Below are 21,895 nucleotides of genomic sequence, written 5' to 3'. Positions count from 1 at the left end.
GATGCACAAGCTTCGCCCGGCCGCCGTATTGCTCGCCCTGCTGATTGGGTTGGCGGAAGGGCTGGGTGCAGGCGCGATGGCTGCCGACGGCCCGGAGTATCGCTGGCGCAACGTCGCCATCGGCGGCGGTGGATTCGTCACCGGGCTGGTATTCCACCCTTCCGAACCCGGCCTGATGTATGCACGCACCGACATCGGCGGCGCCTATCGCTGGCTGCCGGAAGAGCATCGCTGGCGGCCGCTGATGGACTGGATGGGCTACGACGACCATGGTCGCTTCGGCGTCGAGAGCCTGGCGCTGGATCCGTCCGACCCGTCGCGCGTCTATCTTGCCGTCGGCACCTACCTGCACGAGCGCGGACAGGATGGCGCGATTCTGCGTTCTAGCGACCGCGGCGCGACGTTCGAGCGCACCGCGCTGCCGTTCAAACTGGGCGGCAACGAACAGGGCCGCGGAAACGGCGAACGCCTCGCGGTCGATCCCAACGACGGTCGCGTGCTGTTGTTCGGCACGCGCGCGCGCGGCCTGTGGCGCAGCGACGATGCCGGTGCCAGCTGGAAGGAAGTGTCCGGGTTTCCCGCGGTCGCGAAGTCGCGTTCGGCATGGGCGATGGGCTCGCGCGAGCTGCGGCCGGTCGGCATTGCTTTCGTGGTGTTCGACCCGGACAGTGGCGCGCGCGGGTCGGCGAGCCGCACGATCTATGCCGGCGTGTCGACCAATGACACCAGCCTGTACCATTCGCACGACGGCGGCGCCAGCTGGCATGCCGTGCCTGGCCAGCCGGCCGGCCTGCGGCCCAGCCACATGGTGCGCGATGCGCGCGGGCGCTGGCTGTTGAGCTACGGCGACGAACCGGGGCCGAACAACATGGCTGACGGTGCGGTCTGGCGTTTCGATCCTGCCGATGGCGGTTGGGAGGAGATCACACCGGCTCCGCAATCCAGCAGCACGTCCGGGCAGGGCTTCGGTTGGGGCGCGGTGGCGGTGGATGCGAACGATGCGGATGTCATCGTCGCGTCCACCTTCCGCCGCCACCAGCCGCACGACGACATCTATCGCAGCATCGATGGCGGTCGCACCTGGAAAGAGATGCTGCCGGGCTCGTCGTTCGACCGCTCGAACGCGCCTTGGACTGAAGATGCCAAGCCGCACTGGATGGCCGATATCGAGATCGATCCGCACGATTCCGACCGTGTGTGGTTCGTCACCGGCTACGGTGTGTGGGCCTCGCGCAACGCGCGCGCGTTCGATCGCGGTGAGAGCTTGCAGTGGCGCTTCGAGCAGGACGGATTCGAGGAAACCGTGCCGCTGGCGCTGGCCAGCCCGCCGCAGGGCGCGCATCTGGTCAGCGGCATCGGCGACATCGACGGCTTCGTCCACGACAGCCTTGACGTGTCGCAGCAACGCTTTGCCGGCGTGCGCTTCTCGAACACCGAGAGTCTTGCCTTTGCCGGGCAGGTGCCGCAGGTGATGGTGCGTACCGGTTACTTCCACAACCACCCGGATGGCGCAGTGCGTGGCGCATGGTCGAACGATGGCGGCCGCACGTGGACGGCGTTCGCGAACGAGCCGCCAGACGGCGATGGCGCGGGCCACATCACGCTGGCGGCAGACGGCAAGCGTGCGATCTGGAAGCCGCGCAATGGCGAGCGCCACTGGCTGACCGCGGACATGGGTGGGCGCTGGCAGGCGGTGCAGGGCTTGCCGAAGGATGCGGTGGTCGAGGCCGACAAGGTAGACGAGGGCATCTACTACGGCTTCGATGCCGCCAGCGGCACGCTGTACGTCAGCGGCAACGGCGGCGTGTCGTTCCAGCAGGTGCAGGCCGCGGTCGGCGAAGTCGGCGACGGGCACCGCGCCGAGATCCGGCCGCATCCGCAACGCGCCGCCGAGGCCTGGATCGCGGCCGCATGGCGTGGCCTGCTGCATCTGTCGCCGGGCAGGCTGGCGCGGGTGCCGGGCGTGGACAACGCGATGTCGGTGGGCCTGGGCCGGCCGGCGAAGGACGGCGATCCGCCGGTGCTGTTCGTGTTCGGCGAGGTCGGCGGCGTGCGCGGGTTGTATCGTTCCGACGACAGTGGCAGGCGCTGGCGCCGGATCGATCACGACGCGCAGCGCTTCGGCGGCATCGTCCGCCATGTCACCGGCGACCCGCGCCTGCATGGCCGGGTGTACTTCGGTACCGAAGGCCGCGGCATCTGGTACGGAGATCCGCAATGAGGACGATCGTTGCCGCCATTCTCGTCTGGACGGCATTCGCCTTGCCCACCGCTCCGGTGCAGGCGGCCGAACCCGTGCAACCGCCCGCCGCCGGCAACGCGGCCGGCGAGGGCTACCGTCCGGTGCCCGCCGCAGGCGACGCAGCGCCGGCCGAATCGCCGCCGCAACCGATCCTTCTGGACGACGCGCTGAGTGCGATGCCGCCGCCGATCGCCAACGTCGCGGGCCGGCGGACGCAATCGCTGGACGGGCGCTGGCAGGCCATGATCGATGCCCACGGTTCCGGCATCGGCGAATGGAAGGCGGCCTGGCGCGATCGCACGCCGCAGCGGCCCGACGAGTTCTACGAATACGGGTTCGACGATGCCTTCACCCTGCAGGTGCCGGGCGACTTCAACACCCAGCACCCGGAGCTGCACTGGCTGGAAGGATCGGTCTGGTATCGCCGGCCGTTCGATGTCGACATCGAACGGCTGCGGCGGCAGGGGCGGCGGCTGTTCGTGCATTTCGGCGCGGCCAATTACCGCGCTGACGTGTTCCTCAACGGCGAACCGGTCGGCAGCCACGAGGGCGGCTTCACGCCGTTCCATTTCGAGCTGACCGACAAGCTGGTGCAGGGCGAAAACAGGCTGCTGGTGCACGTCGACAATCGCCGCCGCCGCGACGCGGTGCCGTCGCCGGGCGTCGACTGGTTCAACTACGGCGGCCTGACCCGCAGCGTCCAGCTGGTGGAACTGCCGGCGCGCCATGTCCGCGATTACCACCTGCAGCTTGCGCCCGGCGAGCTGCAGCAGGTGCGCGGCTGGGTGCAGGTCGAACCCGCGCAGGTCGGGGTGGCGGTGCGGGTGGAATTGCCGGAGCTGCGCCTCGCGGTCGATGCGCGTACCGATGCCGCGGGCCGCGCCACGATCGAGTTCGACGCGCCGCTGCAGCTGTGGTCGCCGCAGCAGCCCAAGCTGTACCGGGTGCGGGTGTCGGCCGCCGGAGATGCGGTGGAGGACGAGATCGGCTTCCGCAGCATCGCGGTCCAGGGCGAGAAGATCCTGCTCAACGGCGAGCCGGTGTATTTGCGCGGGGTCAACCTGCACGAGGAAATCGACGGTCGCCGCGCGGCGACCGAAGACGACTACCGGCGCCTGCTGGAACACGTGCAGGCGCTGGGCGCCAATTTCGCGCGCGCCTCGCATTACCCGTTCGGCGAGGAGTTCTCGCGGCTGGCCGACCGCATGGGCATCCTGCTGTGGCTGGAAATCCCGGTCTACCAGGGCATCGATTTCGACGATCCCGGCACGCGCGGCACGATGCAGCGGATGCTGGCCGAAATGATCGGACGCGACCGCAATCGCGCCGCGGTGGTGATGTGGGGCATCGCCAACGAAACCGCGTCGGGCCCGGCGCGCGACGCGGTGCTGACAGCGCTGGCCGCACAGGCGCGCGCGCAGGATCCGACCCGGCTGATCGCCGCGGCGTTCTACGGCCCCGGCTTCGATGGCGCGCGGCTGGAGATGCACGACCCGCTGTTTTCGGCGATCGACGTGATCGGCGCCAACATCTACTACGGCTGGTACACGCCATGGAAGGTCGAACCGGAACAGGTGGAGTGGATCCCGCCGGGCAAGCCGCTGTTGATCTCGGAATTCGGTGCCGAGGCCAAGTACGGGCACCGCGGTGCCGGCGAACGTGCCGGCGACTGGGACGAGGAATACCAGGCCGAGTTCTATCGCAAGCAGTTCCGGATGATCCGGGGCCTGCCTTTCGTGCAGGGCGTGCTGCCCTGGGTGCTGGCCGATTTCCGCTCGCCGGTGCGCATGCATCCGTACCAGGCCGGGTTCAACCGCAAGGGGCTGTTGTCGGAGCACGGCGAACGCAAACGGGCGTGGGACGTGGTCGCGGACTTCTATCGCTCCGAGGCCGCCGCGCCGCAAACAACTCGCAAGGAAAACAATGCCGATGACTAGATTCCGTTTCGTCCGCGTCGCACTGCTGCTCGCCGCAGGCCTGGCGGCCACCGTCGCGCACGCAGTCGAGCTGCCGCGCATCTTCGCCGACGGCATGGTGTTGCAGCGGGGCCAGCCGATCCAGGTCTGGGGCCGCGCCGGCGCCGGCGCGCGGATCGAGGTCACGCTCGACGGGGATCGCGTCCGCGCCCGGGCCGATGCGGACGGCGCGTGGCGCGTCGAGTTGCCTGCGCGCGAGGCCGGCGGTCCGTTCACGCTGCGGATCGACGACGGCCGCGCGGCACGCGAATTGCGCGACGTGCTGGTCGGCGACGTGTGGCTGGCCTCGGGGCAGTCGAACATGGAATGGCCGATCTCGCAGTCGGCCGATGCCGAGGCGGAGATCGCGCGCGCGACCGATCCGCTGATCCGCCACTTCAAGGTCCCCAAGTCGTGGTCGGGCGAACCGCAATGGCAGCTGGCCGGCGGCGACTGGGTGGCGTCGTCGCCGGACGTGGCCGGCCAGTTTTCCGCCGTCGCGCATTTCTTCGCGCGCGAGTTGCGTGACAGCACCGGCGTGCCGATCGGCATCGTCGACAGCAGCTGGGGCGGCAGCCGGATCGAGGCGTGGATGGATGCGCCCGCGCTGGGGCTGGATCCGGCCGCCGCGGCCATGGCCGCACGGCGGGCGCGCGAGGCCGACGAACGTGCGTTGCAGGAGACCCGGCGCCGGCTGTCGGCCTGGTCGGACGCGGCGGACGACAGCGGCTGGGAAGCGGCCGATTTCGATGCCTCGGACTGGGTCGCGATCCCGGTGCCGGGGTTGTGGGAATCCAATGGCTGGGTCGGCCTGGACGGCGTGGCCTGGTACCGCACCACGTTCACGCTCGATGCCGCCGAAGCCAAGGCCGGTGTGCTGCTGGGCGTGGGCCGGGTCGACGATTCCGATGTCACTTATGTCAACGGCCAGCGGGTCGGCGCCACCACGCAGCAGTACAACCTGGTGCGCGAATACGCGGTGCCGGCATCGGCGCTGCGCGCGGGCGTGAACCAGATCGCGGTACGGGTCACCGACACCGGTGGCGGCGGCGGCATCCATGGCGCCGGATCGGAACTGTTCGTACAGCCCGTGGGCGGCACGCGGCGTGCGCTGGACGGTGCGTGGACCTTCCGCGTGGCCAACGCGGTGGTGTCGGCGGTCGACGACAACAAGAACCAGTTCGGCACCTTGCTGTACAACGCGATGATCCACCCGCTGCAGCCGTACGGGATTCGCGGGGTGATCTGGTACCAGGGCGAATCGAACGCGGCGCCGGTCGAGCAGGCGATGCGTTACCGCGAGCTGTTCCCGGCCCTGATCGGGCAGTGGCGCGCGCAATGGCAGGCGCCGGCGCTGCCGTTCCTGTGGGTGCAGTTGGCCGCGTTCGGCACCGCCGCCGATACCGTCGCCGACGGCGTGGTCCAGGCCAGTCCGTGGGCGGTGCTGCGCGAATCGCAGTCGGCCACGCTGTCGCTGCCGGCGACCGCCCAGGTGGTGGCGATCGACGTCGGCGATGTCGCCGACATCCATCCGCGCAACAAGCAGGACGTCGGCAAGCGCCTGGCGCTGGCGGCGCGGCACGTGGCCTACGGCGAGTCGCTGGTGCATACCGGTCCGGTGTTCGCTGGCGCCCGTTTCGAGAACGGAGCGGCGACGGTCGTGTTCGAGGCCGACAGCGGACCGCTGGCGGCGCGCGGTGGTGGCGATGCCGTGCAGGGATTCGTGCTGGCCGGTGCGGACGGCGTGTTCCATGCCGCCGATGCGGTGCTCGACGGCGACCGCGTGATCGTGCGCAGCCGACGAGTGGCGAAGCCGGTGGCCGTGCGTTACGCATGGAGCGACAACCCGGCCAGCGCCGACCTCGTCAACGAGGCCGGCCTGCCCGCGTCGCCGTTCCGCAGCGACGACTGGTGAGGGGAGGAGCGATGCCGCGACCGGTGATTGCAGCGAAGGGCATGCGTGGCCTGTACGGCTGCCTGCTGCTGGCGGCGGCGCTGGCGCTCGCGGCTTGTCAGCCGCGAGGCGCGGCAACGGCGCAGGATGGATCGGCGCCGGACGCCCGCCCGATCCCGCGCTTCGTCAGCGACAACGGCAGGCACGCGCTGCTGGTCGACGGCGCACCGTTCCTGGTCCTCGGCGGCCAGGTGCACAACTCCAGCAACTATCCCGCGCCGCTGGAGCAGGTATGGCCGGCGATCGAGGCGCTGGGCGCGAACACGGTGTCGGTCTCGATTGCGTGGGAACAGATCGAGCCGATCGAGGACGAGTTCGACTTCTCCTTCGTCGACCACCTGCTGGAGCAGGCGCGCGAACACGACAAGCGCCTGATCCTGCTCTGGTTCGCCACCTGGAAGAACAACGGCCCCAACTACGCGCCGCGCTGGGTGAAGCTGGACAACGACCGTTTCCCGCGCGTGGTCCGCCAGGACGGCACGGTGCTGAATTCGCTGTCGCCGCATGCCGAGGCCACGCTGCAGGCCGACAGGAAGGCCTTTGCCGCGCTGATGGCCCACCTGCGCGACAACGATGCGCAGCGCACGGTGATCCTGGTGCAGCCGCAGAACGAACCCGGTACCTATGGTGGCGTGCGCGATTTCTCGCCGCTGGCGCAGCAGGTGTTCGAAGGGCCGGTGCCGGAGGCGTTGCTGTCGCACCTGGGCAAATCGCCGGGCACGTGGCGCGAGGTGTTCGGCGACGACGCCGACGAAACCTTCCATGCCTGGCATATCGCGCACTACATCGACCAGGTGGCGCAGGCCGGCAAGGCCGAGTACCCGCTGCCGATGTACATCAACGCCGCGTTGCGCGGGCCGTTCAACCCCGGCCAGCCGGGGCAGTACGCCAGTGGTGGACCGACCGACAACATGCTCGACGTGTACAAGGCCGCCGCAAAGAACATCGACCTGCTGGCGCCGGACATCTACATGCCCGAGTACGTGAGCTATACCACGGTGCTGGAGCGCTACGCGCGCCCGGATAACGCGCTGTTCGTCGCCGAGACCGGCAACGCGCCCGAGTACGCGCGCTACCTGTTCGCCACGCTCGGCCACAACGGCATTGGCTGGGTGCCGTTCGGCATGGACTACACGCCGTACGGCAACTACCCGCTGGGCGTGAAGCGCACCACGCCGGAGACCATCGCGCCGTTCTCGCTGGCGTTCGCGCAGGTCAACCAGGGCATGCGCGAATTCGCCAAGGCGGCGTCGGAGGGCAGGTTGCGTGGCGTGTCGGAGCAGCCCGGCGTTCCCGAGCAGCACGTCAAGCTCAACGATCGTTGGAACGCGACCATCGCCTATGGCCTGCCGCACTTCTGGTTCCAGGGCGCGGTGCCGGGCAATCCCGAGCCGATCGGCGGCGCGCTGATCGCCGAGCTCGGGCCGGACGAATTCCTGGTCACCGGTGTGCATGCACGGGTGACGATCCATCCGGCCGACCAAGGCGTGGCCCTGATCTACGACCGGGTCGAGGAAGGCCGCTATGTCGACGGCGAGTGGGAATTCCAGCGCAACTGGAACGGCGACCAGACCGACTACGGGCTGAACTTTTCCGATGCCGTGCAACTGCTGCGCGTGACCCTTGCGACCTATCGCACCACTTTCGATGCAAAGCAACAGGAGAACTGACGCGATGAACTCCCCCTACAACCATGCACGCTGGCTGGTGTTGCCACTGGCGGCGGCATTGGCGGCCTGCGGTGTCCCGGAGGCGGACTCCTGGGAGCGTTCCGGCGATGGTGTGACCGTTCGCCCGACCGCCGAAGGCGCGGCCGCCGTTCGTCTGCAAGTCGTCGACGATCACATCATCCGCGTCACCGCGGCCGCGGACGGCAAGTTCGATCGCAGCGAAAGCCTGATGCGCGTCGCACGCCAAGGCGACACGCCGGCGTTCGAAGTCAGCGAGGCCGATGGCAAGGTGCGCGTCAGCGCCGCCGGCGTTTCCGCCGAGGTATCCACAGCCGATGGCCAGGTTGCGTTCTTCGACGCATCGGGCGATCCGCTGGTGTCGGAAATCGCGGGCGGGAGGAGCTTTGAAGCGGTCGAGTTCGAGGGCAAGCCCTACTACAGCGTCCGCCAGCGTTTCGAGTCGCCCGACGACGAGGCGTTCCATGGCACCGGCATGCATCAGCAGGGCTGGGTGAACCTCAAGGGGCGCAATGTCGAACTGCTGCAGCACAATATCGACATCGCGATCCCGTTCCTGACTTCGAGCCGCAACTACGGCATCCTCTGGGACAACAACTCGATCACCCGCTACGGCGATCCGCGCGGCCTGCGCCCGCTGCTCGAAACCCTGACGCTCTACGACAAGGACGGCGTCGAGGGCGCTTTGACCGCAACCTATGCGGTCGATGGTGAAGTGAAGGTCGTCCGGCGCGAGGACGAGATCAACTACCAGTACATCGCCAACCTCGAAAACTTCCCCGAGGAAGGCAAGAACCTGGCCGAAGACGGGCGCAGCGACGTGGTCTGGGAAGGCGAGATCGCGGCCAAGGCCGACGGCACGCACACCTTCTCGCTGTACAACAGCGAGTACGCAAAGCTCTACGTCGACGGCGAACTGGTCATGGATCGCTGGCGTCAGAACTGGAACCCGTGGCACCACGAGTTCGAGCTGGATCTGAAGGCCGGCGAGCGCCGCAAGGTCCGGCTGGAATGGGACCGGATCGAACCGGCCTACATCGCGCTGCTGGCGCGCGATCCGCTGCCGGCCGAAGAAGCCCGGGACCTGTCGATCTGGTCGGAAGCGGCGAACGTCATCGACTACTACGTGGTGGCCGGTGCCGACGCCGACTCCGTGATCGCCGGCTACCGCCGCCTGACCGGCAAGGCGGTGCTGCTGCCGAAATGGGCCTACGGTTTCTGGCAGAGCCGCGAGCGCTACAAGACCCAGCAGGAACTGACCGACGTGCTCGACGAGTACCGCCGCCGCGGCCTGCCGATCGACAACATCGTGCTCGACTGGTCGTACTGGCCAGAGGACGCCTGGGGCTCGCACGACTTCGACCCGCAGCACTTTCCCGACCCGGAGGGCATGATCAAGCACGTGCACGACCGCAACGCGCAGATCATGATCTCGGTCTGGCCGAAGTTCTACCCGACCACCGAACACTTCAAGGAGCTCGACGCCAAGGGCTTCATGTACAAGCGCAACATCGAGGTCGGCGAGCTCGACTGGATCGGCGATGGTTACCTGAGCTCGTTCTACGATCCCTATTCGAAGGAAGCGCAGGGCATCTTCTGGCGCCAGATCAACGACAAGCTCAACAGCAAGGGCATCGATGCCTGGTGGCTGGACGCGGTCGAGCCGGACCTGCACAGCAACATCGACATCGGCGAGCGCAAGGCGCGCACCACGCCGACCGCGATCGGGCCGTCGGTGGAGTTCTTCAACTCCTACGCGCTGCCCAACGCCGAGGGCGTGTACCGCGGCTCGCGCGAGGTCGACCCGGACAAGCGCGTGTTCATCCTGACCCGCTCGGGTTTCGCCGGGCAGCAGCGCACCGCGTCCGCGCTGTGGACCGGCGACGTGGTGCCGCGCTGGGACGACATGCGCGAGCAGGTCGCCGCGCTGGTCAACGGTTCAATGGCCGGGGTGCCCAACAACACCTTCGACATTGGCGGCTTCTCGCCCGAGCACCGCTACGAGAGCCACGACCCGGCGCACCTGCCGGAGTGGCGCGAACTCAACCTGCGCTGGTTCCAGTTCGGCACCTTTGTGCCGCTGATGCGCTCGCATGGCCAATACCCGCTGCGCGAGATCTGGAACGTCGCCGACCGCGGCACGCCCCACTACGACAGCTTCGAGCACTACCTGAAGCTGCGCTACACGCTGCTGCCCTACATCTACACGCTGGCCGGCGACACCTGGCACAAGGACGGCAGCATCCTGCGTGCGCTGGATATGGACTTCGGCGACGACCCGCAGGTGGCATCGATCAACGACCAGTACCTGTTCGGGCCCGCGTTCCTGGTCGCCCCGGTGACGACGTTCAAGGCCACCAGCCGTGAGGTCTATCTGCCGGCCGGCACGTCCTGGATCGATTTCGAGACCGGGCAGCGCCACGAGGGTGGCCAGACCCTGACCGCTGCGGCGCCGCTGGCGCGCATGCCGCTGTTCGTCAAGGCCGGTTCGATCGTGCCGCGCGGCGTTGTGCAGCAATATGTCGACGAGCAGCGCGAGGCGCCGGTCACGTTCGAGGTCTATACCGGTGCCGACGGCACGTTCTCGCTGTACGAGGACGATGGCCGCAATTATGGCTACGAGCGCGGCGAGTCGAGTCGCATCCCGTTGTCCTGGAACGAAGCCAGCGGCGAGCTGACCATCGGCGAGCGTCAGGGCAGCTGGCCGGGCATGCTGGCGAACCGCCAGTTCCGCGTACGCTGGATCGATGGCCCGCGTGGCGACAACGGTGCGCTGGAGCCGACGGCCGACGTCGAAGTGGCCTACGACGGCAATGCGGTCACGGTCGCCCGTTCCCGCGCCGCACAATGACATCGACGGCCCTGATCGCGATGATTGTCTATCGGTGGACAATTCACGAGGGGATGGGAATGGTGATCTCGCGGATGGCTGGAACCACGGCGGAGCGGGTGCTATGAGCACCCGCTTCGATCCCGGGCGGCGGGACGCGCTGAAGACCGCGCTCGCCGCCGCGCTGGCCGGGGGGGCGGGTGCGCTTGCGATCGGCGACGCTGCCGCTGCGACGATGGCCTCGGCATCGCCTGCGCCTCCGCGCGCGACCGATGCTGCCGACTGGGCTGCACTGCGGTTGTGGTACCCGCGCCCGGCCGCGCAATGGGTGGAAGCTCTGCCGCTGGGCAACGGCCGGCTGGGCGCAATGGTCTGGGGCGCGGGCAAGCACGAACGCGTGCAGCTCAACGAGGACACCTTGTACGCCGGCGGTCCGTACCGCGGCGAGTCGCCGGAGGCGCTGGCCGCGCTGCCGGAGGTGCGGCGCCTGGTGTTCGCCGGGCGCTTCGCCGAAGCCGAGGCCCTGGCCGACGCGAAGATCATGGGCCGGCCGATCAAGCAGATGCCCTATCAGCCGCTCGCCGACCTCGTGCTCGACGTGCGCAACATCACCGAACTCCACGACTACCGGCGCGAGCTGGACCTCGATGGCGCGCTCGCGCGCACCCTGTTCCGCAGCCGCGGCGGATCGCACCAGCGCGAGGTCATCGTCTCGGCGGTCGACCAGTGCGTCGCGGTGCGGCTGGCGTGCGAGGAAAAGGGCTTCCTCGGGCTGCGCATCGGCCTGGACACCGAGCACGCCGCCGAAATCGCCGCCGATGGCAGCGAACTGCTGCTGACCGGGCGCAATGCCGGTCTGCGCGGCATCGAAGGCCGTCTGCGCTTCGCCACGCGGGTCAAGGTGATCGCCACCGGCGGGCGCTTGTTCGCCGACGGCAACCGGATCGCCGTCGAGAGTGCCGACGAAGTGCTGGTGCTGCTGACCGCGGCCACCAGCTACCGGCGCTTCGACGATGTCTCCGGCGATCCTGAGGCGATCACCCGCACGCAACTCGATGCCGCATCCGCAAAATCCTGGGACGCCCTGCTGGCCGACCACCAGGCCGAGCATCGGGCGTTGTTCCGGCGCGTGTCCCTGGATCTGGGCAGCAGCGCGTCGGCGGCGTTGCCGACCGACGAACGCGTCGCGCGCTTCCGCGAAGGCAACGATCCCGCGCTGGCCGCGCTGTACCACCAGTTCGGCCGCTACCTGCTGATCGCCAGCTCGCGGCCCGGCAGCCAGCCGGCCAACCTGCAGGGCGTCTGGAACGACCTGGTGGCGCCGCCGTGGGAGAGCAAGTACACGATCAACATCAACACCGAGATGAACTACTGGCCCAGCGAGGCCAACGCGCTGCCCGAATGTGTCGAGCCGCTGGAGCGCATGATCCGCGAGCTGGCCGAAAGCGGCGCGGTCACCGCGCGCACCATGTACGATGCGCCGGGCTGGGTGGTGCACCACAACACCGACCTGTGGCGCGCAGCCGCGCCGATCGACGGTGCCAAGTGGGGCCTGTGGCCGCTGGGCGGCGCCTGGTTGCTGCAGCAGCTGTGGGACCGCTGGGACTACGGCCGCGACCTCGACGACCTGCGCCGCGTCTACCCGCTGTTCAAGGGCGCGGCCGAATTTTTCGTCGCCACCCTGGTCGAGGATCCGAACACCGGTGCGATGGTCACCGTGCCGTCGATCTCGCCGGAGAACCTGCACCCGCACGGCGCGGCGGTCTGCGCCGGCCCGTCGATGGACGCGCAGATCCTGCGCGATCTGTTCGGGCAGTGCATCGAAGCATCGGCGCTGCTGGGCGTGGATGCCGATTTCGCGCGCACGCTCGCAACCTTGCGCGAACGGCTGCCGCCGCACCGCATCGGCAAGGCTGGCCAGCTGCAGGAGTGGCAGGACGACTGGGACATGGAGGCGCCGGAGATGGACCATCGCCACGTCTCGCATCTGTACGCACTGCATCCGTCCAGCCAGATCAACCTGCGCGATACACCGGAACTTGCGGCGGCCGCACGGCGCTCGCTGGAGATCCGCGGCGACGAGGCCACCGGCTGGGGCATCGGCTGGCGCCTGAACCTGTGGGCGCGGCTGCGCGATCCGCGTCGCGCCTACCGCGTGCTGGAAATGCTGTTGTCGCCGCAGCGCACCTATCCGAACCTGTTCGATGCGCACCCGCCGTTCCAGATCGACGGCAACTTCGGCGGCACCGCCGGCATCACCGAGATGCTGGTGCAGAGCTGGGGCGGTGCGATCTTCCTGCTGCCCGCGCTGCCGGACGCATGGCCCGATGGCGAACTGCACGGCGTGCGCGTGCGCAACGCGGCCGGACTCGACCTGTCGTGGCGCGGCGGCAGGCTGGCGCGCGCGACCTTGCGCAGCGACAAGGGCGGCGATTACGAAGTCGTCCATCGCGGGCAGGCGTTGGCGCTTTCCCTCGCGGCCGGCGAATCGGCGGTGCTGGTGGCCGACGGGGACAGGCTGGTGCGCGCATGAGCCTGGTCGCCGGCATCGACGCAGGCACGCAGAGCGTCAAGGTGGTGGTCTACGACGGCGCCACGCGCGAGGTGGTCGCATCCGCCAGCGCGCCGCTGGAACTGGACAGCCGCGAGGACGGCAGTCGCGAGCAGCACCCGTCGGACTGGGTGCACGCGATGAAGGCCTGTTTCGATCGTTTCGATGCCGACGTGCGCGCCCGCATCGAGGCGCTGGCGGTGTCCGGCCAGCAGCACGGTTTCGTTCCGCTCGATGCCGCCGGCCAGGTGCTGGCCCCGGCCAAGCTGTGGAACGACACCAGCACCAGCGCCGAGTGCGGGCAGATCATGGATGCGCTCGGCGGTCCGTCGCGCACGATCGCACTGGCCGGCAACCCGATCCTGGCCGGCTACACCGCCTCCAAGCTGCCGTGGACGAAACGGCATCGCGCCGATGCCTACGCCAGGCTCGCCACGATCCTGCTGCCGCACGACTACCTGAACTTCGTGCTCACCGGCCAGCGCTGGATGGAACACGGCGATGCTTCCGGCACCGGCTGGCTCGACGTGCGCACCAGAACCTGGTCGAGCGACCTGCTCAAGGCGACCGATCCCGACCGCGACCTGTCGGCCTGCCTGCCGCCGCTGGTGGCGCACGATGCGGTGTTCACGATTTCGCCCGGCATCGCCAACGAACTGGGCCTGCCGGCCACCGCGAAGGTGGCCGTGGGTGGTGGCGACAACATGATGGCCGCCATCGGCACCGGCTGCGTGACCGAAGGCCGGCTGGCGATGAGCCTGGGCACCTCGGGCACGCTGTTCGCCTACAGCGATACCCCGGTGGTGTCCGACACCGGCGCCTGGGCCGCGTTCTGCTCGTCCACCGGCGGCTGGCTGCCGCTGATCTGCACGATGAACTGCACCGTGGCCACCGAACAGGTCGCGCGGCTGTTCGGCTTCAGCACCCGCGACGGCGATGCCCACCTGCACGCCACGCCGCCCGGCGCCGATGGCCTGGTGATGCTGCCCTTCCTCAGTGGCGAGCGCACCCCCGACCTGCCGCGCGGCAAGGGCGTGCTGGCCGGGCTGGATCCGCACAACATGAGTCCGGCCCACCTGTACCGCGCCGCGATGGAAGGGGCGACCTACAGCCTCAAGTACGGCTTCGATGCGTTTGTTGCCGCCGGCATGCGCTTCGAGCGCATCGTGCTGACCGGCGGCGGCGCCAACAGCGCGGCGTGGCGGCAGATGGTCGCCGATGTGTTCGCGCTGCCGGTCGATGTGCCGAAGCAGGCCGAAGGCGCCGCGTTCGGTGCCGCGCTGCAGGCGCTATGGGCGCTGGGCCATGCCCAGGGCGATGCGACGTCGTTGCCCGAGCTCGTCGCCGAACACGTTGCCGTCGATCCGACGCAGGCGGCCACGCCCGATCCGGCCCGCGTCGCCGCCTATCGCGCCCCGTACCAACGGTTCCTGCAACACCTCGATGCGGTCGCGCCGTTGTACCGCCCCGCGCCCGCGTAGGAGCGATGGATTCCATCACGCCACCGTTCCCGATTTCCCTCTTTCCTCAGCTTGACAAGACAGGACACCGCAACATGAGCACGTCCCCCTTCATCGGCGCCAGAGAGTACTTCCCGGGCATCGGCCGCATCGCCTACGAAGGCCCCGGTTCCGACAACCCGCTGGCGTTCAAGCACTACGACGCCGACAAGCAGATCGGCGACAAGACCATGGCCGAGCACCTGCGCTTCGCGGTGTGCTACTGGCACAGCTTCTGCAACGCTGGCCACGATCCCTTCGGTCCCGGCACGCGGCGCTACCCCTGGGACCAGGCGGACGCACCGATCGCGCGCGCCGAAGCGAAGGCCGATGCGGCTTTCGAGTTCTTCACCAAGCTTGGCGTTCCCTACTACTGCTTCCACGACGTGGATCTGGCGCCGGATGCCGACGACGTGGCCGAGTACGAGCGCAACCTCAAGCACATGGTGGCCCTGGCCAAGGAGCGCCAGCAGGCCACCGGGATGAAGCTGCTGTGGGGTACCGCCAACCTGTTCAGTCACACGCGCTACATGAACGGCGCAGCCACCAATCCGGACTTTGCCGTGGTCGCGCGGGCCGCGGTGCAGGTCAAGGCGGCGCTTGAGGCCACGGTCGAGCTGGGCGGCGAGAACTACGTGTTCTGGGGCGGGCGCGAAGGCTATGCCTGCCTGCACAACACCGATATGAAACGCGAACTGGAGCACTTTGCCCGCTTCCTCGCGGCCGCCCGCGACTACGGCCGCGAGATCGGCTTCAAGGGCGTGTTCCTCATCGAGCCCAAGCCGATGGAACCGATGAAGCACCAGTACGACTTCGACAGCGCCACCGTGGCCGGCTTCCTGCACAGGCACGGGCTGGACAAGGACTTCAAGCTCAACATCGAGGCCAACCACGCCACCCTGGCCGGGCACACGTTCGAGCATGACCTGCAGGTGGCCGCCGATCACGGACTGCTGGGCAGCATCGATGCCAATCGCGGCGACGCGCAGAACGGTTGGGACACCGACCAGTTCCCGACCGACCTCTACGACACCGTCGGCGCGATGCTGGTGGTCCTGCGCCAGGGCGGCCTGGCGCCGGGCGGCTTGAACTTCGACGCCAAGGTGCGCCGCGAATCGACCGACGCCGAGGATCTGTTCCTGGCCCACATCGGCGGCATGGACGCGTTCGCGCGCGGGCTGGAGGTGGCGCACGCGCTGCTGACCGTCTCGCCCTGGGAGCGCTGGCGCAGCGAGCGCTATGCCAGCTTCGACGACGGCCCCGGCCGCGACTTCGCGCAGGGCCGGCTGGGCCTGGCGGGGTTGCATGCGCTGGCGCTGAAGAACGGCGAGCCGGCCCAGCGCAGCGGCAAGCAGGAGCGCTATGAAAACCTGCTCAACCAGTACCTGATGCGCTGATGCGCCCATCCCCGAACTCCGACAAGGCAGATCCCATGTCCAGCGTATCCTTGAGCGACACTCGTCTCGCCCATGGCGAAAACACCGGCTTCATCGTCCTGATCAGCATCGTGGCCACCCTCGGCGGCTTCCTGTTCGGCTTCGACAGCGGCGTGATCAACGGCACCGTGGACGGCCTGCAACAGGCCTTCGACTCCGATTCGGTCGGTACCGGCTTCAACGTGGCCTCGATGCTGCTGGGTTGCGCGGTGGGCGCGTTCTTCGCCGGCCGCCTGGCCGACTACTACGGCCGCCGCGCGGTGCTGATCGTGGCCGCGGCCTGCTTCCTGGTCTCGGCCTGGGGCTCGGGTGTCTCCGTGTCCTCGGTAGAGTTCGTGCTCTATCGCGTGCTGGGCGGCTTGGCCGTCGGTGCGGCCAGCGTAATGTCGCCGGCCTACATCAGCGAGGTGTCCTCGGCGCGCTATCGCGGCAGGCTGGCCACGGTGCAACAGATCGCGATCATTTCCGGCCTGTTCGCCGCCTTCCTGAGCAACTACCTGCTGGCCAAGTGGGCGGGCGCCTCGGTCAATCCCTACTGGGGTGGCCATGCGGCCTGGCGCTGGATGTTCTGGGTGGAGATGCTGCCGGCGGCGCTGTTCCTGGTTGCGCTGTTCTTCATCCCGGAGAGCCCGCGCTACCTGGTGGTGAAAGGCAGGCGCGACCAGGCGTTGGCCGTGCTGGCGCGGCTGTACGGCATCGACGAGGGGCAGCGCAAGCTGACCGAGATCGAGGCCAGCCTGGCGGCCGATCACCACCGTCCGCGGCTGTCGGACCTGGTCGACAAGGCTCGCGGCAGGATCCGCCCGATCGTCTGGGTCGGGATCGGCCTGGCAACGTTCCAGCAGCTGGTCGGCATCAACGTGGTGTTCTATTACGGCGCGGTGCTTTGGCAGGCGGTGGGCTTCTCGGAAAGCGACGCACTGCTGATCAACGTGCTGTCGGGCGCACTGAGCATCGGCGCCTGCATCCTGACCGTGTTGCTGATCGACCGGATCGGCCGCAAGCCACTGCTGTGGATCGGCTCGGCCGGCATGGCAGTGTCGTTGGGGTTGGTGGCGGTCGCGTTCTCCAGCGGGAACCTGGAGAACGGCAAGCTGGTGCTGAGCGACAACATGGGTGTGCTGGCCCTGGTGGCGGCAAACGTATACGTGATCTTCTTCAATCTGTCGTGGGGCCCGGTGATGTGGGTGATGCTGGGCGAGATGTTCCCGAACCAGATCCGCGGCTCGGGTCTGGCGGTGGCGGGACTGTTCCAGTGGGGCTCGAACTTCCTGGTGACGATGACCTTCCCGATGCTGCTGGCGGGGATCGGGCTGGCGGCGACATATGGGCTGTACACGCTGGCCGCGGCGGTCTCGGTGGTGTTCGTACTGAAGTTTGTATACGAGACCAAGGGCAGGGAACTGGAGCAGATGGAGGGTTGAACATGACCAACAGACACAATTTCAAACGAGTCGGCGGCAGCGCGTTGCTGGCGGCCCTGGTGCTGGCACTGGGCGCCTGCAAGGGCGATGGACACGCTGACGCTGACGCTGACGCGCAGGTGCAGACGCAGGCCGGTGGTTCGGTGTGGCCCGAGGTGAACTGGCCGCTGGCCGAGGACCCGGCGCTGGAGCAGCGCATCGACGAATTGCTGGCGACGATGACCGTGGAGGAAAAGGTCGGTCAGCTGGTGCAGGGCGACATCGCCAGCATCACGCCCGACGATGTGCGCCAGTATCGGCTGGGCTCGATCCTGGCCGGTGGAAATTCGGATCCGGGCGGCCGCTACGACGCTGCGCCGGCCGAGTGGTTGGCGCTGGCCGACGCGTTCTACGAGGCCTCGATGGACACCTCGCAGGGAGGCAAGCCCATCCCGGTGTTGTTCGGCATCGATGCCGTGCACGGGCAGAGCAACATCGTCGGCGCCACCCTGTTCCCGCACAACATCGGCCTCGGCGCCACCCGCAATCCGGACCTGATGCGCCGGATCGGCGAGATCACCGCACTGGAGACGCGGGTCACCGGCATGGAGTGGGCGTTCGCGCCGACGGTGGCGGTGCCGCAGGACGACCGCTGGGGCCGTACCTACGAGGGCTATTCCGAGGCGCCGGAGGTAGTGGCCAGCTTCGCCGGCGCGGTGGTCGAAGGCTTGCAGGGCAGGCCGGGGACGCCGGAGTTCCTGGACGGCCGTCGCGTGATCGCCTCGGTCAAGCATTTCCTGGGCGACGGCGGCACCACCGGCGGCAAGGACCAGGGCGATACCCGGATCGGCGAGGCCGATCTCGTCCGCATCCACGCCGCGGGCTATCCGCCGGCCATCGCTGCGGGCGCGCAGACCGTGATGGCCTCGTTCAACAGTGTCAATGGCGAAAAGCTCCATGGCAGTCGCACGCTGCTCACCGATGCGCTGAAGGAGCGGATGAACTTCGGCGGCTTCGTGGTCGGCGACTGGAACGGCCATGGCCAGGTGCCCGGCTGCAGCAACACCGACTGCCCGGCCACGATCAACGCCGGCCTCGACATGGCGATGACGCCGGATAGCTGGAAGGGCTTCTACGAGAGCACCCTGGCCGCGGCGAAGGACGGCGTCATCCCGGCCGAGCGCCTGGACGATGCGGTGCGCCGCGTATTGCGGGTGAAGTTCCGCCTGAACCTGTTCGAGGCCGGCAAGCCTTCCGAGCGCGCCGTCGGCGGGCGTTTCGAACTGCTCGGCGCGCCGGAGCACCGGGCGGTCGCGCGCCAGGCGGTGCGCGAGTCGCTGGTGCTGCTGAAGAACCAGGGCGGGATCCTGCCGCTGGCGCCGGGGCAGCGCGTCCTGGTAGCCGGCGACGGCGCCGACGACGTCGGCAAGCAGTCCGGTGGCTGGACCCTCAACTGGCAGGGCACCGGCACCAAACGGGCCGACTATCCCAATGCCGACACCATCCACGAAGGCATCGCGAAGCAGGTGCAAGCCGCCGGCGGCGAGGCCGTGCTGTCCATCGACGGCACCTACGCGCAGAAGCCGGACGTGGCCATCGTGGTGTTCGGCGAGGATCCCTACGCCGAGTTCCAGGGCGACATCCCCAACCTGCTGTACAAGCCGGGCAACGATACCGACCTGGCGCTGATCCGGCGGCTGAAGGCCGACGGGATTCCGGTGGTGGCGGTCTTCCTCAGCGGACGGCCGCTGTGGATGAACCGCGAGATCAACGCCGCCGACGCCTTCGTGGCCGCCTGGCTGCCCGGTTCGGAGGGCGGTGGCATCGCCGACGTGCTGCTGCGCGCACCGGATGGCGGCGTGCAGCATGACTTCAAGGGCCGGCTGAGCTTCAGCTGGCCGCGCACGGCCGCGCAGTACGCCAACAACGTCGGCCAGGAAGACTACGACCCGCTGTTCCCGTTCGGCTTCGGCCTGACCTATGCCGACGGCGGCGACCTGGCGCCGCTGCCGGAGGACTCCGGCGTGCAGGCGGGGCAGAGCGAGGCCGGGACGTTCTTCGGTCGCGGCCAGCTCGCGCATGGCGTGCTGATGCGGCTGGCCAGCGCCGAAGGACATACCGCGCAGGTGGGTGCGCTGCCCTCCGGCCTGCACGATGGCAGCCTGGAGGTGACGGCGGTGGATCATCATGCGCAGGAGGATGCGCGGCGTTTCGCCTGGTCGGGTACGCAGGCCGCGACGCTGTCGCTGGTGACGCAGGTGCCGCAGGACCTGAGCCGCGAGACCAACGGCGACGTGATGCTGGTGCTGACGCTGCGGCCCGAGCGGATCCCGGACGGCGCGGTGTCGCTCGGCGTGGCCTGCGGCGATGGCTGCCGCGCCAGCCTGCCGGCCCGCGATGCGCTGGCGGACCTGCCGGCCGGGCGCTGGACCACACTGGGCGTGCCGCTGAAGTGCCTGGCCGCTGCGGGCGCCGATATGACGAAGCTGGATGCGGTGCTGGAACTGCAGACCGCAGGTGAGCTTCGGATGTCGGTTTCGCGCGTGGCGCTGGGCGCACTCAACGAGGCCGAGCACAGCCTCGCCTGCGCGCGCTGAGCGGGGCATTCGGCGACCAGTGGTGCCTGATCCGGTAAGGGGACGTGATGCTGTCGATACTTGATGTCGTGATCGTACTGGCCTATCTGGCCGGAATCTTCCTGCTCGCACAGTGGGTCTCGCGCGAGAAGGCGGGTCATCACAAGGATGCGAAGGACTACTTCCTGGCCAGCAAGGCACTGCCGTGGTGGGCCATTGGCGCCTCACTGATCGCGGCCAACATCTCGGCCGAGCAGATCATCGGCATGTCCGGTTCCGGCTACGCGATGGGGCTGGCGATCGCGTCCTACGAGTGGATGTCCGCCGCCACGCTGCTGATCGTCGGCAAGTGGTTCCTGCCGGTGTTCCTTCGTGGTGGCATCTACACCATGCCGCAGTTCCTGGAGCGACGTTACGGCGGCCGCATCCGTACGCTGATGGCGGTGTTCTGGCTGGGGCTGTACGTATTCGTCAACCTGACCTCGGTGCTGTGGCTGGGTTCGCTGGCGATCGCTTACGTGGCCGGCATCGACCAGATGATCGCGTTGGTGGCGCTGGCGGTGTTCGCGCTCGCCTACCAGCTCTATGGCGGGCTCAAGGCGGTGGCACTGACCGATATCGTCCAGGTCACGCTGCTGGTGCTGGGCGGGTTGCTGCTGGCCGGCATTGCGCTGGATCGGATCTCGGATGGCGCCGGCGTGTGGGCGGGCTTCCAGCGGCTGCGTGCGGAGGCGCCCGGCCATTTCCACATGATCCTGTCGCCCGACAATCCGTTCTACAAGGACCTGCCCGGCATCAGCGTGCTGATCGGTGGCATGTGGATCATGAACTTCAGCTACTGGGGCTTCAACCAGTACATCATCCAGCGTGCGCTGGCCGCGAAAAACATCGGCGAGGCACAGAAGGGCGTGCTGTTCGCGGCGTTCCTGAAGCTGTTGATGCCGGTGATCGTGGTGCTGCCCGGCCTGGCCGCGGTGCTGCTGGCACCCGACATCGGGCGCCCGGACGCCGCCTATCCGATGATGATGTCGCTGCTGCCGGCAGGCGCGCTGGGCCTGGTGTTCGCGGCGCTGATCGCGGCGATCGTGTCGTCGCTGGCGTCGATGACCAATTCGATCTCGACCATCTTCACTCTGGACTTCTACCAGCGTCACGACCAGGGTCACGACCAGGGGCGGATCGTGCGCACGGGCCGGATCGTGGCCGCTGTGGCGATGCTCGTGGCGGTGTTGGCCGCGCGCCCGCTGCTGGGCAGCTTCGATCAGGCCTTCCAGTACATCCAGGAGTACACCGGCTTCTTCACCCCGGGCATCGTGGCGATCTTCCTGCTCGGCCTGTTCTGGAAGCGTGCCAACGAGGCAGGCGCGCTGGCTGCGGCGATCGGCTCGTTCGCACTGTCGATCGTGCTCAAGCTGGCCTGGCCGTCACTGCCGTTCATTGATCGCGTAGGCCTGGTGTTCCTGCTGGCGGTGGCACTTGCGATGATCGTTTCGCTGGTGGCGTCGCACATGCCGCGGAAGCAGGTGGTACGGCCCGCCGAGGTGGACTACCGCACCGACGCGACCTTCAACATCGGCGCGCTGGCGGTGATCGCGATCCTTGTCGCGCTGTATGCGCTGTTCTGGTGATCTTCCGGTTTGCCGACGCCGCCAAACCGGCGTCGGCGATCCCGATCTGCCGCCACTCTGATCGTGGCTGCATGCGCAACGATCCGGCAGGAACGGCTTTCCGTGATGGAGTCGACAACGCGGGCGTGTTTCG

General features: G+C 68.4%; 11 protein-coding genes. All 11 read left to right on the top strand.

Translation table 11 applies throughout. From position 1 onward, the window contains the following. Position 1 precedes the first annotated feature (1 nt). The 11 genes from FKV23_RS14950 to FKV23_RS14900 all read left to right on the top strand — a co-directional run bounded on the left by FKV23_RS14950 (position 2) and on the right by FKV23_RS14900 (position 21,762). Positions 2 to 2,221, top strand: a complete 2,220-nt coding sequence (locus FKV23_RS14950; RefSeq protein ID WP_141624578.1) for a sialidase family protein — start codon at positions 2 to 4, stop codon at positions 2,219 to 2,221. Beyond that, positions 2,218 to 4,179: a glycoside hydrolase family 2 TIM barrel-domain containing protein gene (locus FKV23_RS14945; RefSeq protein ID WP_141624577.1), complete on the top strand. Its 1,962-nt coding sequence runs from the start codon at positions 2,218 to 2,220 to the stop codon at positions 4,177 to 4,179. Before FKV23_RS14950 ends, FKV23_RS14945 begins: the two co-directional genes overlap by 4 nt. Continuing rightward, complete coding sequence (locus FKV23_RS14940; protein WP_141624576.1) at positions 4,172 to 6,112, top strand: sialate O-acetylesterase; 1,941 nt, start codon at positions 4,172 to 4,174, stop codon at positions 6,110 to 6,112. Before FKV23_RS14945 ends, FKV23_RS14940 begins: the two co-directional genes overlap by 8 nt. Positions 6,113 to 6,123: 11 nt before the next feature. Beyond that, positions 6,124 to 7,821, top strand: coding sequence for a DUF5597 domain-containing protein (locus FKV23_RS14935; protein WP_167285284.1), 1,698 nt, complete (start codon positions 6,124 to 6,126; stop codon positions 7,819 to 7,821). Between the two features lie 4 nt (positions 7,822 to 7,825). Then, positions 7,826 to 10,690, top strand: a complete 2,865-nt coding sequence (locus FKV23_RS14930; protein WP_141624575.1) for a TIM-barrel domain-containing protein — start codon at positions 7,826 to 7,828, stop codon at positions 10,688 to 10,690. 103 nt (positions 10,691 to 10,793) lie between these two features. Further along, positions 10,794 to 13,202: a glycoside hydrolase family 95 protein gene (locus FKV23_RS14925; protein WP_341867568.1), complete on the top strand. Its 2,409-nt coding sequence runs from the start codon at positions 10,794 to 10,796 to the stop codon at positions 13,200 to 13,202. Continuing rightward, the gene (gene xylB / locus FKV23_RS14920) at positions 13,199 to 14,701 is read left to right on the top strand and encodes a xylulokinase (protein WP_141624574.1); all 1,503 of its coding nucleotides are present in this window, start codon (positions 13,199 to 13,201) and stop codon (positions 14,699 to 14,701) included. Before FKV23_RS14925 ends, xylB begins: the two co-directional genes overlap by 4 nt. A gap of 74 nt (positions 14,702 to 14,775) precedes the next feature. Continuing rightward, the gene (gene xylA / locus FKV23_RS14915) at positions 14,776 to 16,116 is read left to right on the top strand and encodes a xylose isomerase (protein ID WP_141624573.1); all 1,341 of its coding nucleotides are present in this window, start codon (positions 14,776 to 14,778) and stop codon (positions 16,114 to 16,116) included. Between the two features lie 35 nt (positions 16,117 to 16,151). After that, entirely contained in the window at positions 16,152 to 17,579 is a 1,428-nt protein-coding gene (locus tag FKV23_RS14910) for a sugar porter family MFS transporter (RefSeq protein WP_141624572.1), read from the top strand. Positions 17,580 to 17,581: 2 nt separating this feature from the next. Next, complete coding sequence (locus tag FKV23_RS14905; RefSeq protein ID WP_141624571.1) at positions 17,582 to 20,155, top strand: glycoside hydrolase family 3 protein; 2,574 nt, start codon at positions 17,582 to 17,584, stop codon at positions 20,153 to 20,155. 44 nt (positions 20,156 to 20,199) lie between these two features. Then, a complete protein-coding gene (locus FKV23_RS14900) occupies positions 20,200 to 21,762 on the top strand; it encodes a sodium/sugar symporter (protein WP_167285282.1) in 1,563 nt (520 codons plus the stop codon). Positions 21,763 to 21,895: the final 133 nt, after the last annotated feature.

The organism is Lysobacter alkalisoli (assembly GCF_006547045.1).
GTDB classification, from domain to species: domain Bacteria; phylum Pseudomonadota; class Gammaproteobacteria; order Xanthomonadales; family Xanthomonadaceae; genus Marilutibacter; species Marilutibacter alkalisoli.
The sequence above is the reverse complement of the archived record's forward strand: the minus strand, read 5'-3'. Positions and strand labels throughout refer to the sequence as shown.